Below are 17603 nucleotides of genomic sequence, written 5' to 3' on the forward strand. Positions count from 1 at the left end.
TGGATGTGCTGGAATCACATTCAACCTTTTTTTATGGTGTCTTTATGATATCTATAGGCAATCAGTTTTAAAGTTTAACATTCAGTTTATTTATTAAAATAGTGTATATACGTTCTTGTTAATGTTGTATTTAGAATGTGTAAGCCTGGTAATACCATTTAAAATATCAGGCAGTGTCTGGTTCTGAAATATCGCCGTGATACGCTTAGCAGCCATCTGCTGATTTGATATTTTAATGGTTACAGCATATTTATTGCTTAAAGCTGTAGCAACATCTGCCAGTGTAGCGTTCTCGAACATCAGTTTATCATCCAACCAGGCAATAGCATCTTCAGGGTCTGCTATACGGCTTATTGTGAAGGCCCGGTTTATTTGATCAGTGGTAGCACATAATCCGGGGGTAAGTATAGCATGTGCTTTGTTGCTTTGATCAACTACGCCTACTTTACCCGTTAAAACGGTCACTTTTATCGGCTTTTGCTCATTATAGGCGCTAACCGTGAACGATGTGCCTAAAACCTGTGTTTTTAATGTGCCCGAATAGATGATGAATGGTTTCTTATCATTGTGCACCACTTCAAAATAAGCCTCGCCTTTTAAATAAACTTCTCTTTTATTACCACTAAATTCTTCCGGGTACCGCAAATCGCTATTTGCGTTTAAGGTAACACGGGTGCCGTCAGCTAATGTTATTACCTTTGTTTTTGCCGGCAAAGAATGAGCCGTTAAATATCGGGTACCAATAACAGCTTTCTTATGTACACTTATTGTACACACAAGGGATATAAAGGCCAAACATGCTGCATACTTAAAAATTCTCCTGATGTTATAACGTTTTTGCGTTTTCTCTTTGATATTTATATAAATATCACTCCAGTTTACGTCATGTTCGCTGGTTGTCCCAGCCGATTTCATCCAATGGCTTTTCAGTACCTTGTCAAAATCAGCATCGTTTGGGGAATTTTTAACCTCAGACATCAACTCATCAAATTCCTCCTGGGTGCAGGCATTGTTGATGTATTGGTCTAACAGATATGATATTCTTTGTTTATGGTCCATTATTACTGTGCAATTACATTAAAGACACAGCAAAGACACAAACGGACTAATGAAAAATAAAAAATTTTAATCTTTTTTTTTAAAATTCGGTACCATTATTAGCAAAAACATCTATTTTTTCTTGAAAATAAGCCAAAAACATAGCTAAAATATCGCCAAATGATTATATTTTTCTATAAAATTAAAAAAATTATTAATTTAATCTACAAAAGCGACTGATTTATTGCAAATTATGGAGATTTACAAACATCAGGATAAGGATAATTGTCGGATCGACACCATTTTGGGTAAGGTACCCCCTGATAGAAGCTAATGCTGAAAGCAAATGATTTTTTACCGTATGTTTTGATAAATTTAATTGAGATGCGATATCATCGTAACTCAAATCGTAGTCATTACTCATTTCATAAACCAGCCGGCGCTGCGGAGATAGCTGGCTGACTGCCATATGAATAAGTTTTTTGTATTCAGATACCTGCACTACTGATTCTGTATGATTATAACCGGGTACTGCAACGCTTATTAAATGATTAACAAGCCGAAGATCACTTGCAGCTTTTCTTAAATAATTTAATGAATAATTACGAACAATGGTATATATGTACCCATCCAGGTTTTTTACACTGCTCAGTAATTCGCGATTTTGCCAAATTTTTATAAATATTTCCTGGGTAATTTCCTCTGCTGCATATTGCGATTTTGCAATAGCATAAACCTGAGTATAAACCTGACGTTTATACTCCTCAAATACCCGGCGAAATTCAAACTCTGGCTGTGTTTTCGGGATATCGCTTTTCATTAAATCTCCAACAAGTTCATATTATGTTAATTATAAAATTTTTCATCTAATGTAATGAACGTTTTTCTCATTTTAATAAATCATTGCAAAATAATTAACCCATTGATAATATTTTATTAACGGAGGTAAGAATGGATGTTTCTTTACATCCTGAAATAATTACTGATATTAATGACAAATCTGCGCAGCTACTAATTTATATAATTCACCAGTCTTCAAAAAGCGACCATTCTAAAAGTTCAATATTATGTTGGATGATTTCTTGGGGTAATACCCTAAGAAAACTGAGATCGTCACAAACTATGGCCAACCATAAGTTTTGGTCAAGGCTAAAAAATATTCCCACCCTTTATGGAAATAAGGCTTGATGTGCATCTGATAAATAGTTAAACACTTTTAATGATCATTTATATTAATTTTATAACTATCTATCAAATCTAAATCTTATGCCTTCACAACGTTTTAATGCATTAAAATACCTGCTCATTGTCTGCTTTTTAGTGGGTATTAAACCAGCATCTGCTCAAAATAAATACCGGGATATTGGTTTCCGGATTGATTCACTGGCAAATATAGGTTTGCCAAAATCAGCCCTGAAAGAAGTGGATAAGCTTGATGCATTAGCTCATGAAAACAACAACGCTTCACAACAAATACGGGCAGCTATTTACCGCATGACCTTTCAATCTTATTTGGAAGAAAATGCCTTAGTTGCTATTATCAGCCGTCTGAAAACAGCTATTGATCAATCTCGATTTCCGGTAAAACCAGTGCTACAATCCATACTTGCTGAAACCTACTGGAAGTATTACCAGCAAAACAGGTATCAGTTTAGCCAGCGCAGCCGTTTGGAAAAACCTGATAGTGATTTTACCAAATGGGACCTGAACACTATTATCAATGAAACCAGTCATTTATACCAGCTTTCATTAGCCGAAGCCCCAAAGGAACAAAACACGCCAATTGGCATACTGGATGGGGTTTTAGTGGGCGACCAATCTACCCGTTACCTGCGGCCCACATTATATGACATGCTGGCACAACGTTCCTTTGATTTTTACCTGACGGATGAACCTGGGCTTGTAAAACCTAAATTACCATTCCAGCTGAATGACCCTGCTTTATTTGGCGACAGCCGCGCTTTTTCTGCATTACACTTTAACACTGTTGATACAGCTTCAAGCCATTATCAGGGTATAAAGTATTTACAGCAGGCTACTTTATTCCATTTGCAAAAAAATGAGCAGGAGGCGCTGGCAGATATTGATTTGCAACGGTTACGATTTTTGTATGCCAAAGCTACGGTTAAGCACGGCGACTCCCTGTACCTTTCGGCTTTACAGCAAATAGCCTCAGGCTTTTCGGCAAAGCCTATAAGCAGCGAAGCTTTGGTATTATTGGGACAGTTTTACCAGGGGTTGGACAGTTTAAAAACAGCAAACAGTTATTTTAAAAAGGCAGTTGCTGCTTATCCGGAAAGTTTGGGAGGCAAAAACGCTGCTATATTGATCAAACAGATAGAAGCAAAAAACATTGCAGCAACTGTAGAAGAAGTGAACATACCGGGAAAACCTTTATTGACTTTATTAAATTATAAAAATGTCACCTCGGCTAAAATTGCAGTTTATCGCTTATCCGAAACTCAGTTAAAAGAATATTCAGAGGGATACAGTTCATTCTATTCCGATAATGAACGCTCCAGATATAAACTCGGGTTTTTAAAGAAACTTAAACCGGTACAAACCCATGAGTTTAACTGGACAAACATGGGTGATTACCGCAACCACAGTACAGAAATAAAAATTGATCCATTAACTCTCGGTAATTATGTATTGCTTGTTAAGGATGCGACATCAGATGATGAAGCGTTAACCGGACTGACAAATTTCAGGATCAGTGGTCTGGCTTATATTGCCAGAGGTAACCCTGATAGAAAGATTGAGTTAAGGGTAATGGACAGGGAAACCGGCAAACCAGTAAGTGGTGTGCACGTTAATTTAAGCGGCAGGTATTGGGGCAATAAAAGTTCGTCTGCTACTCAAACGTGGGTAGATACCAGTGAAACCGGCGTAACCAATAAAGAAGGCTTATATATCGCCAGTAGTCCTTTAAATAATGGTGCATCAATCAATCTGAGAATTAAAGGCGATACCCTGACCGACGGATCAAAATATATCAATGGCGCACAGGATCAGACCGATGACGATGATGACCCCGAAGACAAAACCGTTTTATTTACCGACAGGCAGATCTATCGCCCCGGGCAAACTATTTATTTTAAAGGTTTGCAATTGCAAACATTAAGCGGCAAAAGTAAGATCATGCCCGATAAAAATGTAGAGATCTCGTTTTCGGATGTTAACGGCAAACAGGTTTCGTTGTTAAAGTTAAGAACCAATGATTTTGGTACGTTTAGCGGCAACTTTATCATTCCGCAAAATATGCTGGGCGGTAATGTAGAATTAAAAACCGAAGACGGATCAATAGAAGTTAAAGTTGAAGAATATAAACGCCCTACCTTCCAAACCGAGTTTTTACCAGTTAAAGAAAGTTATAAGTTAAATGATTCTGTTTCTGTTAAGGGAAATGTAACTGCCTTCTCTGGTTATGGCTTATCGCAGGCTAAAGTGGCCTACCATATTACACGCTCGCAAAACCGCATCTTTTTTGATAATGTACGCGGACAGGCATTATACGGCTCGCGATATGCTCCACCTGAAACGGCCGAAATAAAAGCAGATACCATTACCACCGATGATCAGGGTAAGTTTACTATAAAGTTTAAGGCCATCCCGGGCGAAACGGATAAAACAAGTGCCGCCAATTATACCTATGCCATCAGTGCTGATGTAACGGATGCCAGCGGCGAAACCCATTCGGCCCAAACTGCGGTTACCGTTGGCAATAATGATATTGTGATAGATGGCTACATACCTGAAATGCTCTTTGCCAAAGATTCTATAAAGACGTTGGTAAAAATTAATAATTTAAATGGCCAGCCACAAAAAGGAACCGTTAATGTGGAAGTTTATGCTTTGCAAAATCCCGACAGAATTTTTAAAAACAGGTTGTGGGCAAAAAAGCCCGATCAATTCATCATCAGTAAAGATGATTTCAAAAAGGATTTTCCCGAATATACCTGGCAAAATGAGGATGTGTTTTCAACATGGAAAAAGCTAAAGCAGGTTAGCGCTTTAAATATAAAAGTTGATGAGGCAAAACCAGGCATTATTGATCTGGAGCCTTTAAGGAAAGAAACATCAGGAGTTTACCAGGTAATTATCAATGCCCGTAATGAAAAAGGAGATACTGCTTCTATTACCAAATATGTTAACCTGGTTGCACAACCAGCCCAGCCATTAGGATATAACAGTTGGGTTATCCCGGTATTAAATACGGTAAAACCTGGCGAACAGGCGGAGTTTTTGGTTGGCGTGGGTGAAAAGATCAGTGTATTGATGGAGCGATACCACGGAGCCAAATTGATCTCATCAAAATGGATCACTATTGAAAAGGGTCAGCAAGGTATCAAGATCCCGGTATCGGGTAATGATAAAGATGTAGCTATTCAGTTTATGATGGTGTATCAGAACAGAATATACAGCAGCTATCAAAAGATATACATCGCTAACCCGGATAAAACGCTGAAGATCAAGCTTCTTACTTTCCGTAATAAATTGCAACCCGGCGAAAAGGAACAATGGAAATTACAGGTAAGTAATCAAAACAATGAAAAGCAGGCAGCCGAAATGCTGGCCGGATTATATGATGCCTCATTAGATGATATAAGCCCGGCACAAAACTGGAAAGATATATTAAACCCGCCCGAAAAATATGAGCCAAACTACTTTGCCTGGAACAGTTATGATTTTATAAGGGAAACGGCCACACAACCCATTGCATATAAGCAATTTGAAGCCCAGGTAATGCGCAATTATGAAAAGCTAAGTCTGTTTGATTATAACTATTACGGTGGCTATAACCAGGGTTACCGTAATTACCTGGAAAAAGTGAAAGTAAACACCCGCATAACACAAAATGACAAGCAATTAGAAGCCGATTATTTAAAAAATGCGGCGCGTGTTAAAAATGGTTATGATATAAGCGGTGTTGTTAAGGATGCCCAAAATGGTTTAACACTTCCCGGCGTAACAGTGACTATAAAGGGCAGTAATATTATTACCAATACAAACTCCAAAGGATATTTCAAGATCAGGGTGCCGGTTAATGCTAAGCTTACGTTCATTTACTTAGGATACAAAAGCAAACAGGTTTCAACCACAAAAGGTGAAACGCTGAATATAAAATTAGAATCTGACGGTAAATCGCTGAATGAGGTAGTGGTGGTTGGTTATGCTTCTCAAATGAAAAGAGAAACGACCGGTGCAGTTCAATCTATCATGATACGGGGAAATAGTTCCATTTATGGCTCAAGGGCTGCGGATTCAGCGCTTGAATCACCCCTTGCAGGTATGGCAGCGGGTGTACAAATAACTCAGGGTGCCCCCGGTGCGACCGATAAAGTTGCCATGAGAGAGATTTCACTTAAACCTAAACCAATCGTTATTCGAAAAAACTTTAATGAAACGGCCTTCTTTTATCCGCAATTACGTACGGATGATAAAGGCCAGATATTGATTGAGTTTACCATTCCCGAAGCTTTAACCAAATGGCGCTTTAAGGCTTTTGCACATACCAAAGAGTTACATGTTGGGTATATGGAGAACGAAGTGGTTACCCAAAAGCAACTGAGCATCAGCGCCAACATGCCACGGTTTTTGCGCGAGGGGGATACGCTTACTGTTTCGGCAAGGCTGGCTAATTTAACAACCGGGCAATTAAAAGGTAAAGTTAACCTGCAACTTTTCAATGCGCTGAACATGCAGCCTGTTTCCTTACTGCAAAACCCGGCAGATGCCGGTCAGGATTTTGAGGTTGCCCCTGCAACCAATAAAGCGGTGTCATTTAAGCTCATTATACCGCAAGGATTGGATGCCCTCACCTACCGTCTTACCGCCGGGGCCGGCCAATATAACGATGGCGAAGAAAACACAGTTCCGGTATTGCCTAACCGTATGCTGGTTACCGAAGCCCTGCCAATGATGGTACGTTCGGGCCAAACCCGTGCTTTCACTTTTGATAAGTTGCTGAACAATAAAAGCACTACACTCAAAAACAAGACCCTTACGCTTGAATACACCCAGAACCCGGCATGGTATGCGGTACAGGCCTTGCCTTACATGATGGAATTTCAATATGAATGTTCAGAGCAAATCTTTAGTCGATATTATGCCAATAGCCTGGCTACCAGCTTAGTAAATCGCATGCCGGTTATTAAACAGGTGTTTGATCAGTGGAAAAGCAGTAACAGCCCGGAACTATTATCAAATCTCGAAAAAAACCAGGAACTAAAAGCCACTTTACTGGAAGAAACACCCTGGCTGCGCGATGCCACCAGTGAGTCCGAACAAAAAAAGCGCATCGCTCTGCTTTTCGATCTCAATAAAATGAGTAATGAATTGCAGTTGAATCTGGATAAACTCCAGAAAAAACAATTGCCAGATGGCGGCTTCCCATGGTTTGCCGGCAACCAGGCCGACCGTTATATCACCCAGCATGTTTTAGCCGGCATCGGTCAGCTTTATTATTTAAACATTGCTGATGATAAAAATCAAACCCTAAAAACCATAAAAGATAAAGCGATTGGCTATCTGGATGATCAACTGATTGAAGATGATCAAAAAGCTAAAAAATTAAAAGGATATGGAACACAGGGCATCAGCTCAACAGAGGTACATGCCTGGTATGTGCGCAGCTATTATTTAAATAAACCCATGAGTGCAGCTTTGAAAAACAGCTTCAGCAATTACTTAAAACGTGCCGAAAAGCAATGGGTATCACAAAGCATTTATGAGCAGGGCATGATTGCTTTAACCATGCAGCGTAATGGTAAACCTATTGTCGCGAAAGCGATCATCAGGTCGTTAACAGAAACCGCGCAGCAATCAGATGATCTGGGTATGTACTGGGGTAAAAACCAAAGCGGGTATTACTGGTACCAATCGCCCGTTGAAACCCAGTGTTTGTTGATAGAGCTATTTACCGAAACCGGGAATCAGGATAAAGCAGTGGAGGAAATGAAGATATGGTTACTGCGCAATAAACAAACCAGCAACTGGAAAACTACCAAAGCAACAGCAGCGGCCTGCTATGCCCTGTTGCTAAAACAAAGCGACTGGTTATCTCCAGGCGCAACATCAGCGATTAAATTAGACGGAACCCCATTGAATGAGTTGAAGCCGGACATTAAAGCTGATGCGGGCACAGGTTATATAAAAACCAGTTGGGCTGATGAGCAAATTAAACCTGCTATGGGTAAAGTGGAGATCAAAAACAATGGAAAATCTATCAGTTGGGGAGCGATGTACTGGCAGTACCTGGAGCAGCCTGACAAGATAACACCGTCACAAACTGATATTCATTTGGAGCGTAAGTATTTCATTTTAAAACAAACAGACTCGGGCCCGGTATCAACAGCTGTTGACGCGGCGCATCAACCCAAAACGGGTGATCTGCTCAAGGTAATAGTTTACTTGAAAGCCGGGCGCGATTTTGAATATGTGCAATTAAAAGATATGCGCCCCGCGGGTACCGAACCGGTTAATGCATTGTCTGAATATAAATACCAGGATGGTTTATACTATTACCAGGTGACAAAAGACGTGGCTACCAACTTTTTCATCAGCAATTTAAATAAGGGAAATTATGTTTTTGAATACCAGTTACGTGTTGCACAACCCGGCAATTTTTCAACCGGAATAGCCACCGTTCAGTGCATGTATGCCCCGGAATTTAATGCGCATAGTGAAGGGGTAAGAATTAGTTTTAAACCTTAACCAGAACTAAAACAGCTTCTTGCTGTTGAAGCAAGAAGCTGTTTTTTTTCATATAATGATATAAGGTTACAAAATATAAATGAAAGAGCAACAACCAGCAGGTGTCTTATGGGAGTCGAACCCTACCGCATACGCGGTTTCACCAGCGAAGTATCACCCGCCTACGACATCTTTCATTATGTTTTAAAAAAAGGGCTAAAAGCAACTGGTGAGATTTTTTTAGATTTAGACCACTGCAATTGCTTGCAGGCAGAACTCGAATCTGCACCTTTCCCCACAGGGAACATCATACCGAAGTAACACCAGTTTACGGCACCTTTTAAGGTTTAGGTATTCATAAATTAAAAGAAGAGCTACAAGTAGCCAGCGTTTGGTTTTTGCGTGACAGGCGAAGTAACGCTGATCTACGGCATCTTCTTTATTTCTTAAGGGCGATGGTCAATATGCGCTTTTACCGCTCTACCAACTGAGCTACAATGAATTGCTCCAAAGGCCGGGATCGAACCGGCGACACGAAGTAGCGCATATTTACGGCACCTTAAGCCCCCTGCCCCCTAAAGGGGGTGGTAAGACTAATTTTAATTCCCCCTTTAGGAGGTAAAAAAGGGTAAAAAGCAACAAGTGACTATTGGTGTGCTGTCCTCTACCAAACTGAGGTACCTTTTTATAGGGCCGGAATCGAACCGGCGACCGCAGCGTTATGAAGTAACACTTGTTTACGACACCTTTTTTATTTTCAATTTCTTTAAAAAGAAGGGCAAAAAACAATAAGCCATTTCATACCCGTCCGTAGCTAATGCCCGGCAGCGGGTCCTGGTCGAAGTAAGGCTTATTTACGACACCTTCTTTTATATTTTATAAGGAGCAACAGGCGAATGCGGGACGGGGGCAGCCTTAGGGACTCGAACCCTCAGCATAGCCTGCGCCACACTGCCCTCCCCCTCAATGGTGGCGAAGTAACCCGTTTCTACGGCATCCTTATGCCCCCCCGGCCCCCTAAAGGGGGAGTTTTTGATTTGCATATTTAACTTGCACATCAATTCCCCCTTTAGGGGGTTAGGGGGCTTATAGCTCTATGTTATTGATGGCATCTAATGCCGAGCCTCCGTTTTCCAGGGCAGCTAACACCTCAAAAACTTTATCGCTCCAGCCGGCTACCAGGTAAACATCATTGCGTAATATTTGCAATGGCGCTTTTCCGTGACCTTTCAGGTCGAACAGGTAGAGCTTAGCATTTGGTGATACCTCTGCCTTGTAGCGTAACCACAAGGGTTGGATATGGTCGGCAGTATTGTTGCTGTTCCATAACTGGGCATCGGTAAATAGAAATACCTTGTCCATCTTTACCTTGCGGGCTAATATATCCCTGATAACCAGATAGCCATTGGTGGAGTAACCCACCTCGCCCTCGCGGCGATAAAACTCCTGTACGTTACCTAAGATGTTATTACGCGGCACAGCAATGGCTTTCCAGGTATCACCAAACATACCTATCTCTACGTTTTTACAGCGCGATTGCAACAACATGGCAAGCATCAAACCCACATCGTACAGCAAGATCTTAGATTTTGCCGATACGGGAGTCTGCATCGATCCCGAAACGTCGCACGCTAACAGCACACGGGTTTCATCGTCAAAACCTTTAATGTTGGCAGCACTTGCCTGTACAGCTTTTTCCAAAGCATCCAGCAACTCGCCGGTGTAGCCTTTGTTTTGGCCCTGCATTAAAGCGGTTAGCTTTTTAACCAGGCTTTGTGCAGGCACTTTGGTAACAACCGGATTGATCAGCTCGCGATAAGCGGCCAAATAACGGAACGGAAACTGTTTTGCCTTGGCTACCTGATCTGCATCAGCCAGCTTTGCGCATACCCTTTGGAAATGAGCGTAACTTACGCCTGCTTCCTGTATGTTGCGCAGGTTACGCAGCAAGGCCATATAACCCAACTTACCGCTGTCTATCAGGTCTTCCCATTTATCGCGAAACGCATGAGCTTTAGTCTCATCGCTGTCGAAATTCAGCTGACCTAATGCCGACAACTCGGTTTCCCAGGTGTAAGGCGTTTGCAGGTTGCCATTCACTATTTTGTTGAACAGCACTTGCTGCAATTCGTCTTTTGCCTTTGGGTGAATCAAAAACAAGGCATCGCGCAGTTTGATGGCGCCATCGCGGTTATATTTACCAAACTGGTACTCATCGAAACGATTGAACGCTGTAGATAAACCTTTTTGCAATTGCTTGCTCAGGCGGTTAAGCTTTTTAGTGCCTGTACGTTTGTTCAGCATTTCGTAGCAGGCCAGCAACTCGGTGATCTCATCGGTACGGCCAATTACGCCATCGGTAACCCGGGCGACAAGGTTGTCGCCCGAGTGCAGCTTAGCCAATTCGGCAACCAAAATCAGCGGTACCGAACGCATATACATTTTGGTGCGGGCATACACAGCCAGTTTACCAACAAACACAGGGTCGCATGCGGTGATCAGTTTTTGCAGGCGGGCTAAACTTGCCTCGTCTTTTTCGTAAAAGGAATCGTTTAAGCTCCAGGTAACCACCGCGGTATATAGCTCCATTTCTGGAGATAGCGTAAACGCTTTAGCACCCTCGTGGTTAACAGTCTGGTTTTTCAATTTGCTTAACCGGTTGAATTTCATTGTGAACCTCCTTTTTTCTTTATTGTTGATACAAAGATTGGGAGGCACTGCGCAGTGTATTTGCGCAGGTGAAATTATTTTGAAAAAAAATTATTTTTTTTGATGTGCCCGAAGAGAGACTCGAACTCTCTGGAGGCAACGGGAATCCCCTAAGCGCCTATATATACGATAACCACCACCGGCTGTGTGTTTGCTTATACAGGCCATACCAACGGCAAGGATAATACATCAGCGCAATAACAGCTATCCAGCACAGGTACACCGCCCACAGCGGAATACCGAAACCCGGCGCGGCCCATACGGGTGTAGGTTTCTGAAAATCAAGGGGGATACCTGCCAGTGCAACCCCGGCTACATTTATGACGCGCAGCAGCGCCAAATGCGTAATGAAATAAAAGTAGGGCACATTGCCGTATACGATGCAAAACCGGGTGACGCGGTTGCTGATACCCTCGGTAAACGACAACAATAGTAATACCGGCCCAAGCGTCATCAACATAAACAGGAGAGAGGGCGTTTGCTTACGCGCGTTCAGGAACGACAGAAGGGTATGCGCCGCATTCCGCTGAACAGCCCATGGTGCGGGGTCGCCATAATGGTTGATGAGCCGCAGGGTAATAAACAGGGCAATCAACACGCAGCCCGATAGCATTAATATTTTTCGCCGCTTTGCAGCATCGTAGTCCTTTTTGTAAAGCTGGCCGAAAACATAGCCTAACAATAAGGCCCCGGTCCACGGAATGGCAGCATAAATAGCAAAGATAAACYGGTTAGCACCGATAGGGATCAATACCCCTACACCATTCAATAACACGGTGATCAGGTTGCCCGCCGTGCCGTTTTTAGGCAGATCAACGTTATCCAATAAATTATGGCCGGCAATGATTAGAACAGCAACCGCAGCTATAACTTGTTTAGGTGCGCGGATCAATAAGGCTAAAACGATCATACCAAAACCGATGGCCCACAAAACCTCCAACACCGGGAAATGGTACTGCACATCAAAGCTGAAGATGAGGCTAATAATTGCCAGATCAGAAAATATTAGCCAGGCACCCCTTTTTAGTAAGAAGGTGGTCATCTCGCCGGATGTTCTGCGCTGCCCGGCCAGGCATGCCGATACACCGCTCAAAAAAACAAAGGTTGGCGCGCAAAAATGTGTTATCCAGCGCGTAAAAAACAGTATTATCGTGGTGCGCTGCACATCAAGCGGCGGCGGCCCTGCCAGGTGCAAAAAATCGCGGGTGTGGTCCAGCGTCATGATGATCATGATCAGCCCGCGAACCATATCTATCGACTGTATACGTTCTTTCATCGAATTAAAGATAAAATAAAACGCTAATTATCCCGACAACTGTCATTTCGGGCGGGCTTAGAAATTTTGTTTATTATGCAAAGTTAGCCACTTGTCAATTGAATAAGATTTCTCCTCCTTCGTCGTTCGAAATGACAATTTGTTAGCGGAGCATGTGAGCCACAAAACCTGACTTATTTATACTCCAATTTCCGCACCCTGTTATTTCCGTTATCCATAACAAATACAACGCCTGTATTATCAACCGTAATCCCAAAAGGATACTTGAAAAGCGCTTTCGTGTTATCTCCATCCGAATAGCCCATTACTCCTTTCCCCGCGATTGTGCTGACCGTACCATCCGGTGTTACCTTCCGTATTGCATGATTGCCACCATCGCTAACCCAAAGATTGCCGGAAGCATCACAGGTCATGCCGAGGATGGTATTAAACTTGGCGAGGTTTCCTTTTCCGTCCTTAAAACCGATATCGCCTGCCCCGGCCAGAATGGTTACGTTGCCGGCGGGATCCACTTTTTTTATAAGGCAGTTTCCATTCCCTGTTACATATATATTGCCCGATGCATCAACCGCTATAGAATACAGATAATGATAATCTGGTAGTCCGTTAGAGGGGAAACCTGTGTTGTCCTGCAAAGTTAAAGTAGAGACAACTCCAGCGGGAGTAACCTTGCGCAAACGGAAGTTATCGCTCATATCAAAGTCTGGCAGAAAAATATTGTCCTGATTGTCGATGGCCATATTGCCGATAAGGTTGAAAGCGGCATTGGCCCCAGTACCATCCAAATAATTGACGGACAGCGATCCCGAAAAAACAGCGCTATTGGTCGGCGACGTTATTTTCCGGATTAAACTGTATTCAATTGTATAAAAATCGCCCTGGCTATTTCTGACAAGACTATAAATATTACCAAAAAGCGGGGTGGGTTTGCCGATATTTTTACCTGCATAGGTAGTGACATGACCAGCGTAAGTGACCTGCCGGATGCTTGCATTTCCCTGATCGCCTACAAACAGATTTCCATGATTGTCTGTGAGGATACCTTGTGCATTGTTGAAACGCACCTGTGTACTGTCGCCGTCTTTGAACCCAGGAGTGGTTGATCCGGCCACGGTAGAAACGACCCACTTCTTAGAAGGTGTCGGCGGCGGTGTCGGTGTCGGGACTGTGGACTTTTTATTACATGCAGCAAAAAAAAGAACAAGACTCAGGTATAAAACAGTGTGCCTTATGATAAGGATAGGTTTTTTTATCATGGAGTAATCAATATGAGGCTGAAAATAATAAAAAAAGCCGAAATAAAATATTAGACGTTTTTGATGCGGGTATGTAGCGTTGGGCCAAATGCTGGGTACACGTGAAGTATTTAAACTATCATTATGGCAACGACATAAGTACGCCGGCCGCGAGTTTTCGTTGCATAGTTGCGGGAGATGGGGGAATTATTTTGAATTATTATTATTAAATAATCCAGGAACATAGGATCGTTTTTATTTTCCTTGCAATAGAACCATTTAAATCAGAGGAATTATTATAGTATTTATATTTTGATTAAATCTCTATAAATTAATACATTAGGTTTCTCAAACTATAACCTATTCCTTAATCATGAATACAAAAATAATTAAGTGTTTTATAGCCTCTCCGGGAGACACAATTGCGGAAAGAGCTATTTGCGATAAAGTATTATTAGAAATAAATAATGGAATTGGACATGCATTTGAATTTAGGGTTGAATCTCTAAAATGGGAAAAGGACAGTAGGCCATCTTTTGGTGATTATAGCCAAGCTGTAATTAGTTCACAACTTGGCAGTGATTATGAGCTTTTTATAGGAATACTTTATCAGAGGTTTGGAACTCCAACCAAGATCGCTGGATCAGGAACAGAAGAAGAATTTAATAGCGTATATAATAGATATCTTAATAAGGAAAAGGTTGAAATTATGTTTTATTTTAATGACGAAGCTCCTCAAAGATTAAGTGAGATAAATTATCAAGAACTAGAAAAAGTAAATGCATTTAAAAAAATAATAGCGGAATTAGGCGGATATTATTGGCAATATACAGGAAGCTCTGATTTTGAAGAAACCTTAAGAAAACAATTGACAGCTTACTTTATCAAAGAATATGGTCAATCTAGAGAAAACTATGATCCTTCTTCAATAAAAAAAAAGGAGATTCTAAAGAAAAAATTTGAGGATAGACTCGCTAAATAACTATATAGTTTTGATTCACAACCAATAATTTGGATAGATCCGGTTGTAAGCCCTACAAATATAATTTCTCAAAACCCTGATGAAAGCTATAAAGATCGAATTTCTGTTGATGAAATTCTTAATACCCCTAAATCGACTTTCATTAAAGCGCCTCCTCAATTTGGGTTAACATCATTAGCTCATTACTTGGTAAAACAGTCTTGGGAAAAGGGAAACCTTTGGATATATTTAGATTCCGAAAAAGTAAAGGCTCATAACATCCACAATGCCGTAAAGAATGAAACAGAATCATTAGGAGTAGAGCTTTCTGAAGTTAAATGTATAATTCTTGATTCTTGGCATACTTACGATGGGTCAGCATTAAAAAAGGTAAAAAACCTCTGTGAAGCACACAAGGATATTCCTATTGTTATAATGCACACAATTGATGATTCCAGATTCCTATCGGAAAGTGAAAATGAAGAAGAAGAAATAGACAGAGAGTTTGATTTTCTCTTCCTATTGGCCTTACCGCGTAATCAAGTAAGAAAAGTCGTGTCTGAGTACAATAAAGCTAAAGATATAGGTGAGGAAGATATTCTATTAGCTAAAATACTATCTGATTTAGAGGTATTAAATATTCATCGAACTCCAATGAATTGTATAACCTTATTAAAGGCATCAGAAAAGTATTTTGACGAAAGCCCTGTTAATCGCACAGTCATGTTAGAAATGGTATTATTTGTATTGTTTAACATGGATGGTATTCCAAGATACAGAACAAAGCCGGATCTAAAAGACTGTGAATATATACTTGGTCGTTTCTGTGAGCATCTAATTAGAACCGATTTTTATGAATTTTCACGAGAGGCTTTTCTTAGTGAGTTAAATAATTTCTGCAAAGAAAAGTTAATTGATGTAGAAGTAGACATTGTATTCGATGTCCTTATTGCAAATAATATTATAATTAAGAGAAATTTAAATTTTGTGTTTAGGTCCACTTATTGGATTCTTTATTTTGCAGCAAAAAGAATGCATAATGATCCTGTATTTTGTGATTATATATTCTCGTCAAAAAAATACATATCGTTTCCTGAAATAATCGAATTTTATACTGGAATAGATAGGAATCGATCAAACGCATTGAAAGTTTTATGCAAAGATATATCTGAAACCTGTGATACAGTAATTAGTAAAGTGGGTTTGTCTGACAGTATGAACCCTTTAAGTTTAATGAAATGGATGCCAAACGACGAACAAATAGAACAGGCCCAAAAGGAAATCGGAGATAGTGTTATTAAATCGAGTTTACCCGAATCATTAAAAGATCAACATGCCGATAAAGCTTACAATCAGATTCGTCCATATAATCAAAGTATTCAAGCTTTTTTTGAAGAATATTCGGTCCATAATTTAATGCAAAATATTAAAGCCTCTTCTCGAGCTTTAAGAAACAGCGACTATGTTGACGCAGATACTAAGCGAGAAATTTTAAAAGAGATACTTAGGAGCTGGGAACAAATATCAATAGTATTGTTTGCGTTAACACCTGTTCTTGCTTCAAAAGGTCAGGCAAATATTGAAGGGGCAAGCTTTGAATTGTCAGGGCATTTTGGTAATACCTACGAAGAAAAAGCAAATATGATAATTCAGGTTAACCTAACAAATGTTGTTAGTTTTTTTAAAGATGATTTAATCTCAAGTAAAATTGCTCCCTTATTATATGAACAATTTAACAATGAAACAAATCCATTAAAGAGACATCAATTAGCATTGTTATTTGTCTTTTCTAGACCAAGAGAATGGAAAAAACAAATTGAAAATTACATTATATCGTTATCAAAAAACTCATTTTATTTATTTGATATAGTTAATACTTTAAAAGCGAAATATGCTTTTGATTTTACTACCGAAAATGAGCTAAGAGAGATTGAATATCTTTTAAAAATGGGATTGGCAAAACACACAACCGGTGATAAAAAACCAAGTCTTACTGTAATTACTAAAGTTTCCAAACACGAATTGCCAAAAAGAGAATATAATGAAGGTTAGTTGTTTACACTTATTATATTCTTTGAAGTTGGTAATTTGAGCGTTCTTTGAGGCGCCTCTCCCTTCTTTTTTCTTTACCTGACAATGTATATTTATATTCTTTAAATGGACGGCGAGAAGAAATTTTAAATATTTCGCTATCAGAATTAGAATCAAAAACCCCTTCGGCAACCGCTTGATCTTGTGTTAAAACAACAATGTCGTTTCCGAACTTTTCTTTAAGACTCTCGATCATTAATAAACTAAATTCGGCTTCAGTTTGATTAATAACAATGATTTTTTTTTCCAAGCTTTCAGCGATGTCCTGTGATTCATATTGCATAAGCAAAGAAAAGGATCTTGGTTGTTTGCTATTATTTGTATGTAAGTTCATAACATTTTGCAATTAACTTATACACTATCAATATGTTTACATATTACAAAAGAAATTGTTTTACATCAATGTAAGCAAATTATTTAAAAAAATGTCATTAACCTGTTAATATAGCTATGTAAAATTCGGAAATACATTAAAATTATGGGCAAGCAATCTGTATAAGTACATCATTTCTCAAGTTAGTGCAAACCTTCCCCCCTACCGCAAGCGTCCCGCTTGTGGTCAGTTTGGCGGTATGCGTTGTGGCACTATTATCACCGC

Annotated in this window: 9 protein-coding genes; 3 read left to right on the forward strand and 6 right to left on the reverse strand. The window is 40.1% G+C overall.

Features of this window, described 5'->3' with window-relative positions:
- Positions 1–93: 93 nt before the first annotated feature.
- On the reverse strand, positions 94–1059 hold the full coding sequence (locus tag AC1DRQ_RS02185) for a FecR family protein (RefSeq protein WP_477421986.1): 966 nt from the start codon (positions 1057–1059) through the stop codon (positions 94–96).
- Between the two features lie 220 nt (positions 1060–1279).
- Positions 1280–1858 (reverse strand): RNA polymerase sigma factor, encoded by a 579-nt coding sequence (locus tag AC1DRQ_RS02190; RefSeq protein WP_477421987.1) that lies wholly within the window; start codon positions 1856–1858, stop codon positions 1280–1282.
- Positions 1859–2304: 446 nt separating this feature from the next.
- Between AC1DRQ_RS02190 and AC1DRQ_RS02195 the strand changes: the two genes are divergently transcribed.
- Positions 2305–8754: an alpha-2-macroglobulin family protein gene (locus AC1DRQ_RS02195; RefSeq protein WP_477421988.1), complete on the forward strand. Its 6450-nt coding sequence runs from the start codon at positions 2305–2307 to the stop codon at positions 8752–8754.
- A 1065-nt stretch (positions 8755–9819) separates the two neighbouring features.
- Here the strand turns inward: AC1DRQ_RS02195 and AC1DRQ_RS02200 are convergent.
- The 3 genes from AC1DRQ_RS02200 to AC1DRQ_RS02210 all read right to left on the reverse strand — a co-directional run bounded on the left by AC1DRQ_RS02200 (position 9820) and on the right by AC1DRQ_RS02210 (position 13830).
- A complete protein-coding gene (locus AC1DRQ_RS02200) occupies positions 9820–11403 on the reverse strand; it encodes a TROVE domain-containing protein (RefSeq protein ID WP_477421989.1) in 1584 nt (527 codons plus the stop codon).
- Between the two features lie 157 nt (positions 11404–11560).
- The gene (locus AC1DRQ_RS02205) at positions 11561–12718 is read right to left on the reverse strand and encodes an acetyltransferase domain-containing protein (protein WP_477421990.1); all 1158 of its coding nucleotides are present in this window, start codon (positions 12716–12718) and stop codon (positions 11561–11563) included.
- Between the two features lie 173 nt (positions 12719–12891).
- Complete coding sequence (locus AC1DRQ_RS02210; RefSeq protein WP_477421991.1) at positions 12892–13830, reverse strand: SBBP repeat-containing protein; 939 nt, start codon at positions 13828–13830, stop codon at positions 12892–12894.
- A 496-nt stretch (positions 13831–14326) separates the two neighbouring features.
- Here AC1DRQ_RS02210 and AC1DRQ_RS02215 point away from each other — a divergent pair, with 496 nt between their 5' ends.
- Both AC1DRQ_RS02215 and AC1DRQ_RS02220 read left to right on the forward strand, forming a co-directional pair.
- Positions 14327–14935 (forward strand): hypothetical protein, encoded by a 609-nt coding sequence (locus AC1DRQ_RS02215; RefSeq protein WP_477421992.1) that lies wholly within the window; start codon positions 14327–14329, stop codon positions 14933–14935.
- 186 nt (positions 14936–15121) lie between these two features.
- Entirely contained in the window at positions 15122–16966 is a 1845-nt protein-coding gene (locus AC1DRQ_RS02220) for an STAND family AAA ATPase (protein ID WP_477421993.1), read from the forward strand.
- 13 nt (positions 16967–16979) lie between these two features.
- Here AC1DRQ_RS02220 and AC1DRQ_RS02225 read toward each other — a convergent pair whose 3' ends face one another.
- Entirely contained in the window at positions 16980–17339 is a 360-nt protein-coding gene (locus tag AC1DRQ_RS02225; RefSeq protein ID WP_477421994.1) for a hypothetical protein, read from the reverse strand.
- Between the last annotated feature and the right edge of the window lie 264 nt (positions 17340–17603).

Source organism: Mucilaginibacter sp. P4_E8, from assembly GCF_056401495.1.

Excerpts from the sequence above, each read along its gene's own strand:
- AC1DRQ_RS02190 (WP_477421987.1), bottom strand. The coding sequence starts at position 1,858 with ATGAAAAGCGATATCCCGAAAACACAGCCAGAGTTTGAATTTCGCCGG.
- AC1DRQ_RS02200 (WP_477421989.1), bottom strand. The coding sequence starts at position 11,403 with ATGAAATTCAACCGGTTAAGCAAATTGAAAAACCAGACTGTTAACCAC.
- AC1DRQ_RS02215 (WP_477421992.1), top strand. The coding sequence starts at position 14,327 with ATGAATACAAAAATAATTAAGTGTTTTATAGCCTCTCCGGGAGACACA.
- AC1DRQ_RS02185 (WP_477421986.1), bottom strand. The coding sequence starts at position 1,059 with ATGGACCATAAACAAAGAATATCATATCTGTTAGACCAATACATCAAC.
- AC1DRQ_RS02225 (WP_477421994.1), bottom strand. The coding sequence starts at position 17,339 with ATGAACTTACATACAAATAATAGCAAACAACCAAGATCCTTTTCTTTG.
- AC1DRQ_RS02195 (WP_477421988.1), top strand. The coding sequence starts at position 2,305 with ATGCCTTCACAACGTTTTAATGCATTAAAATACCTGCTCATTGTCTGC.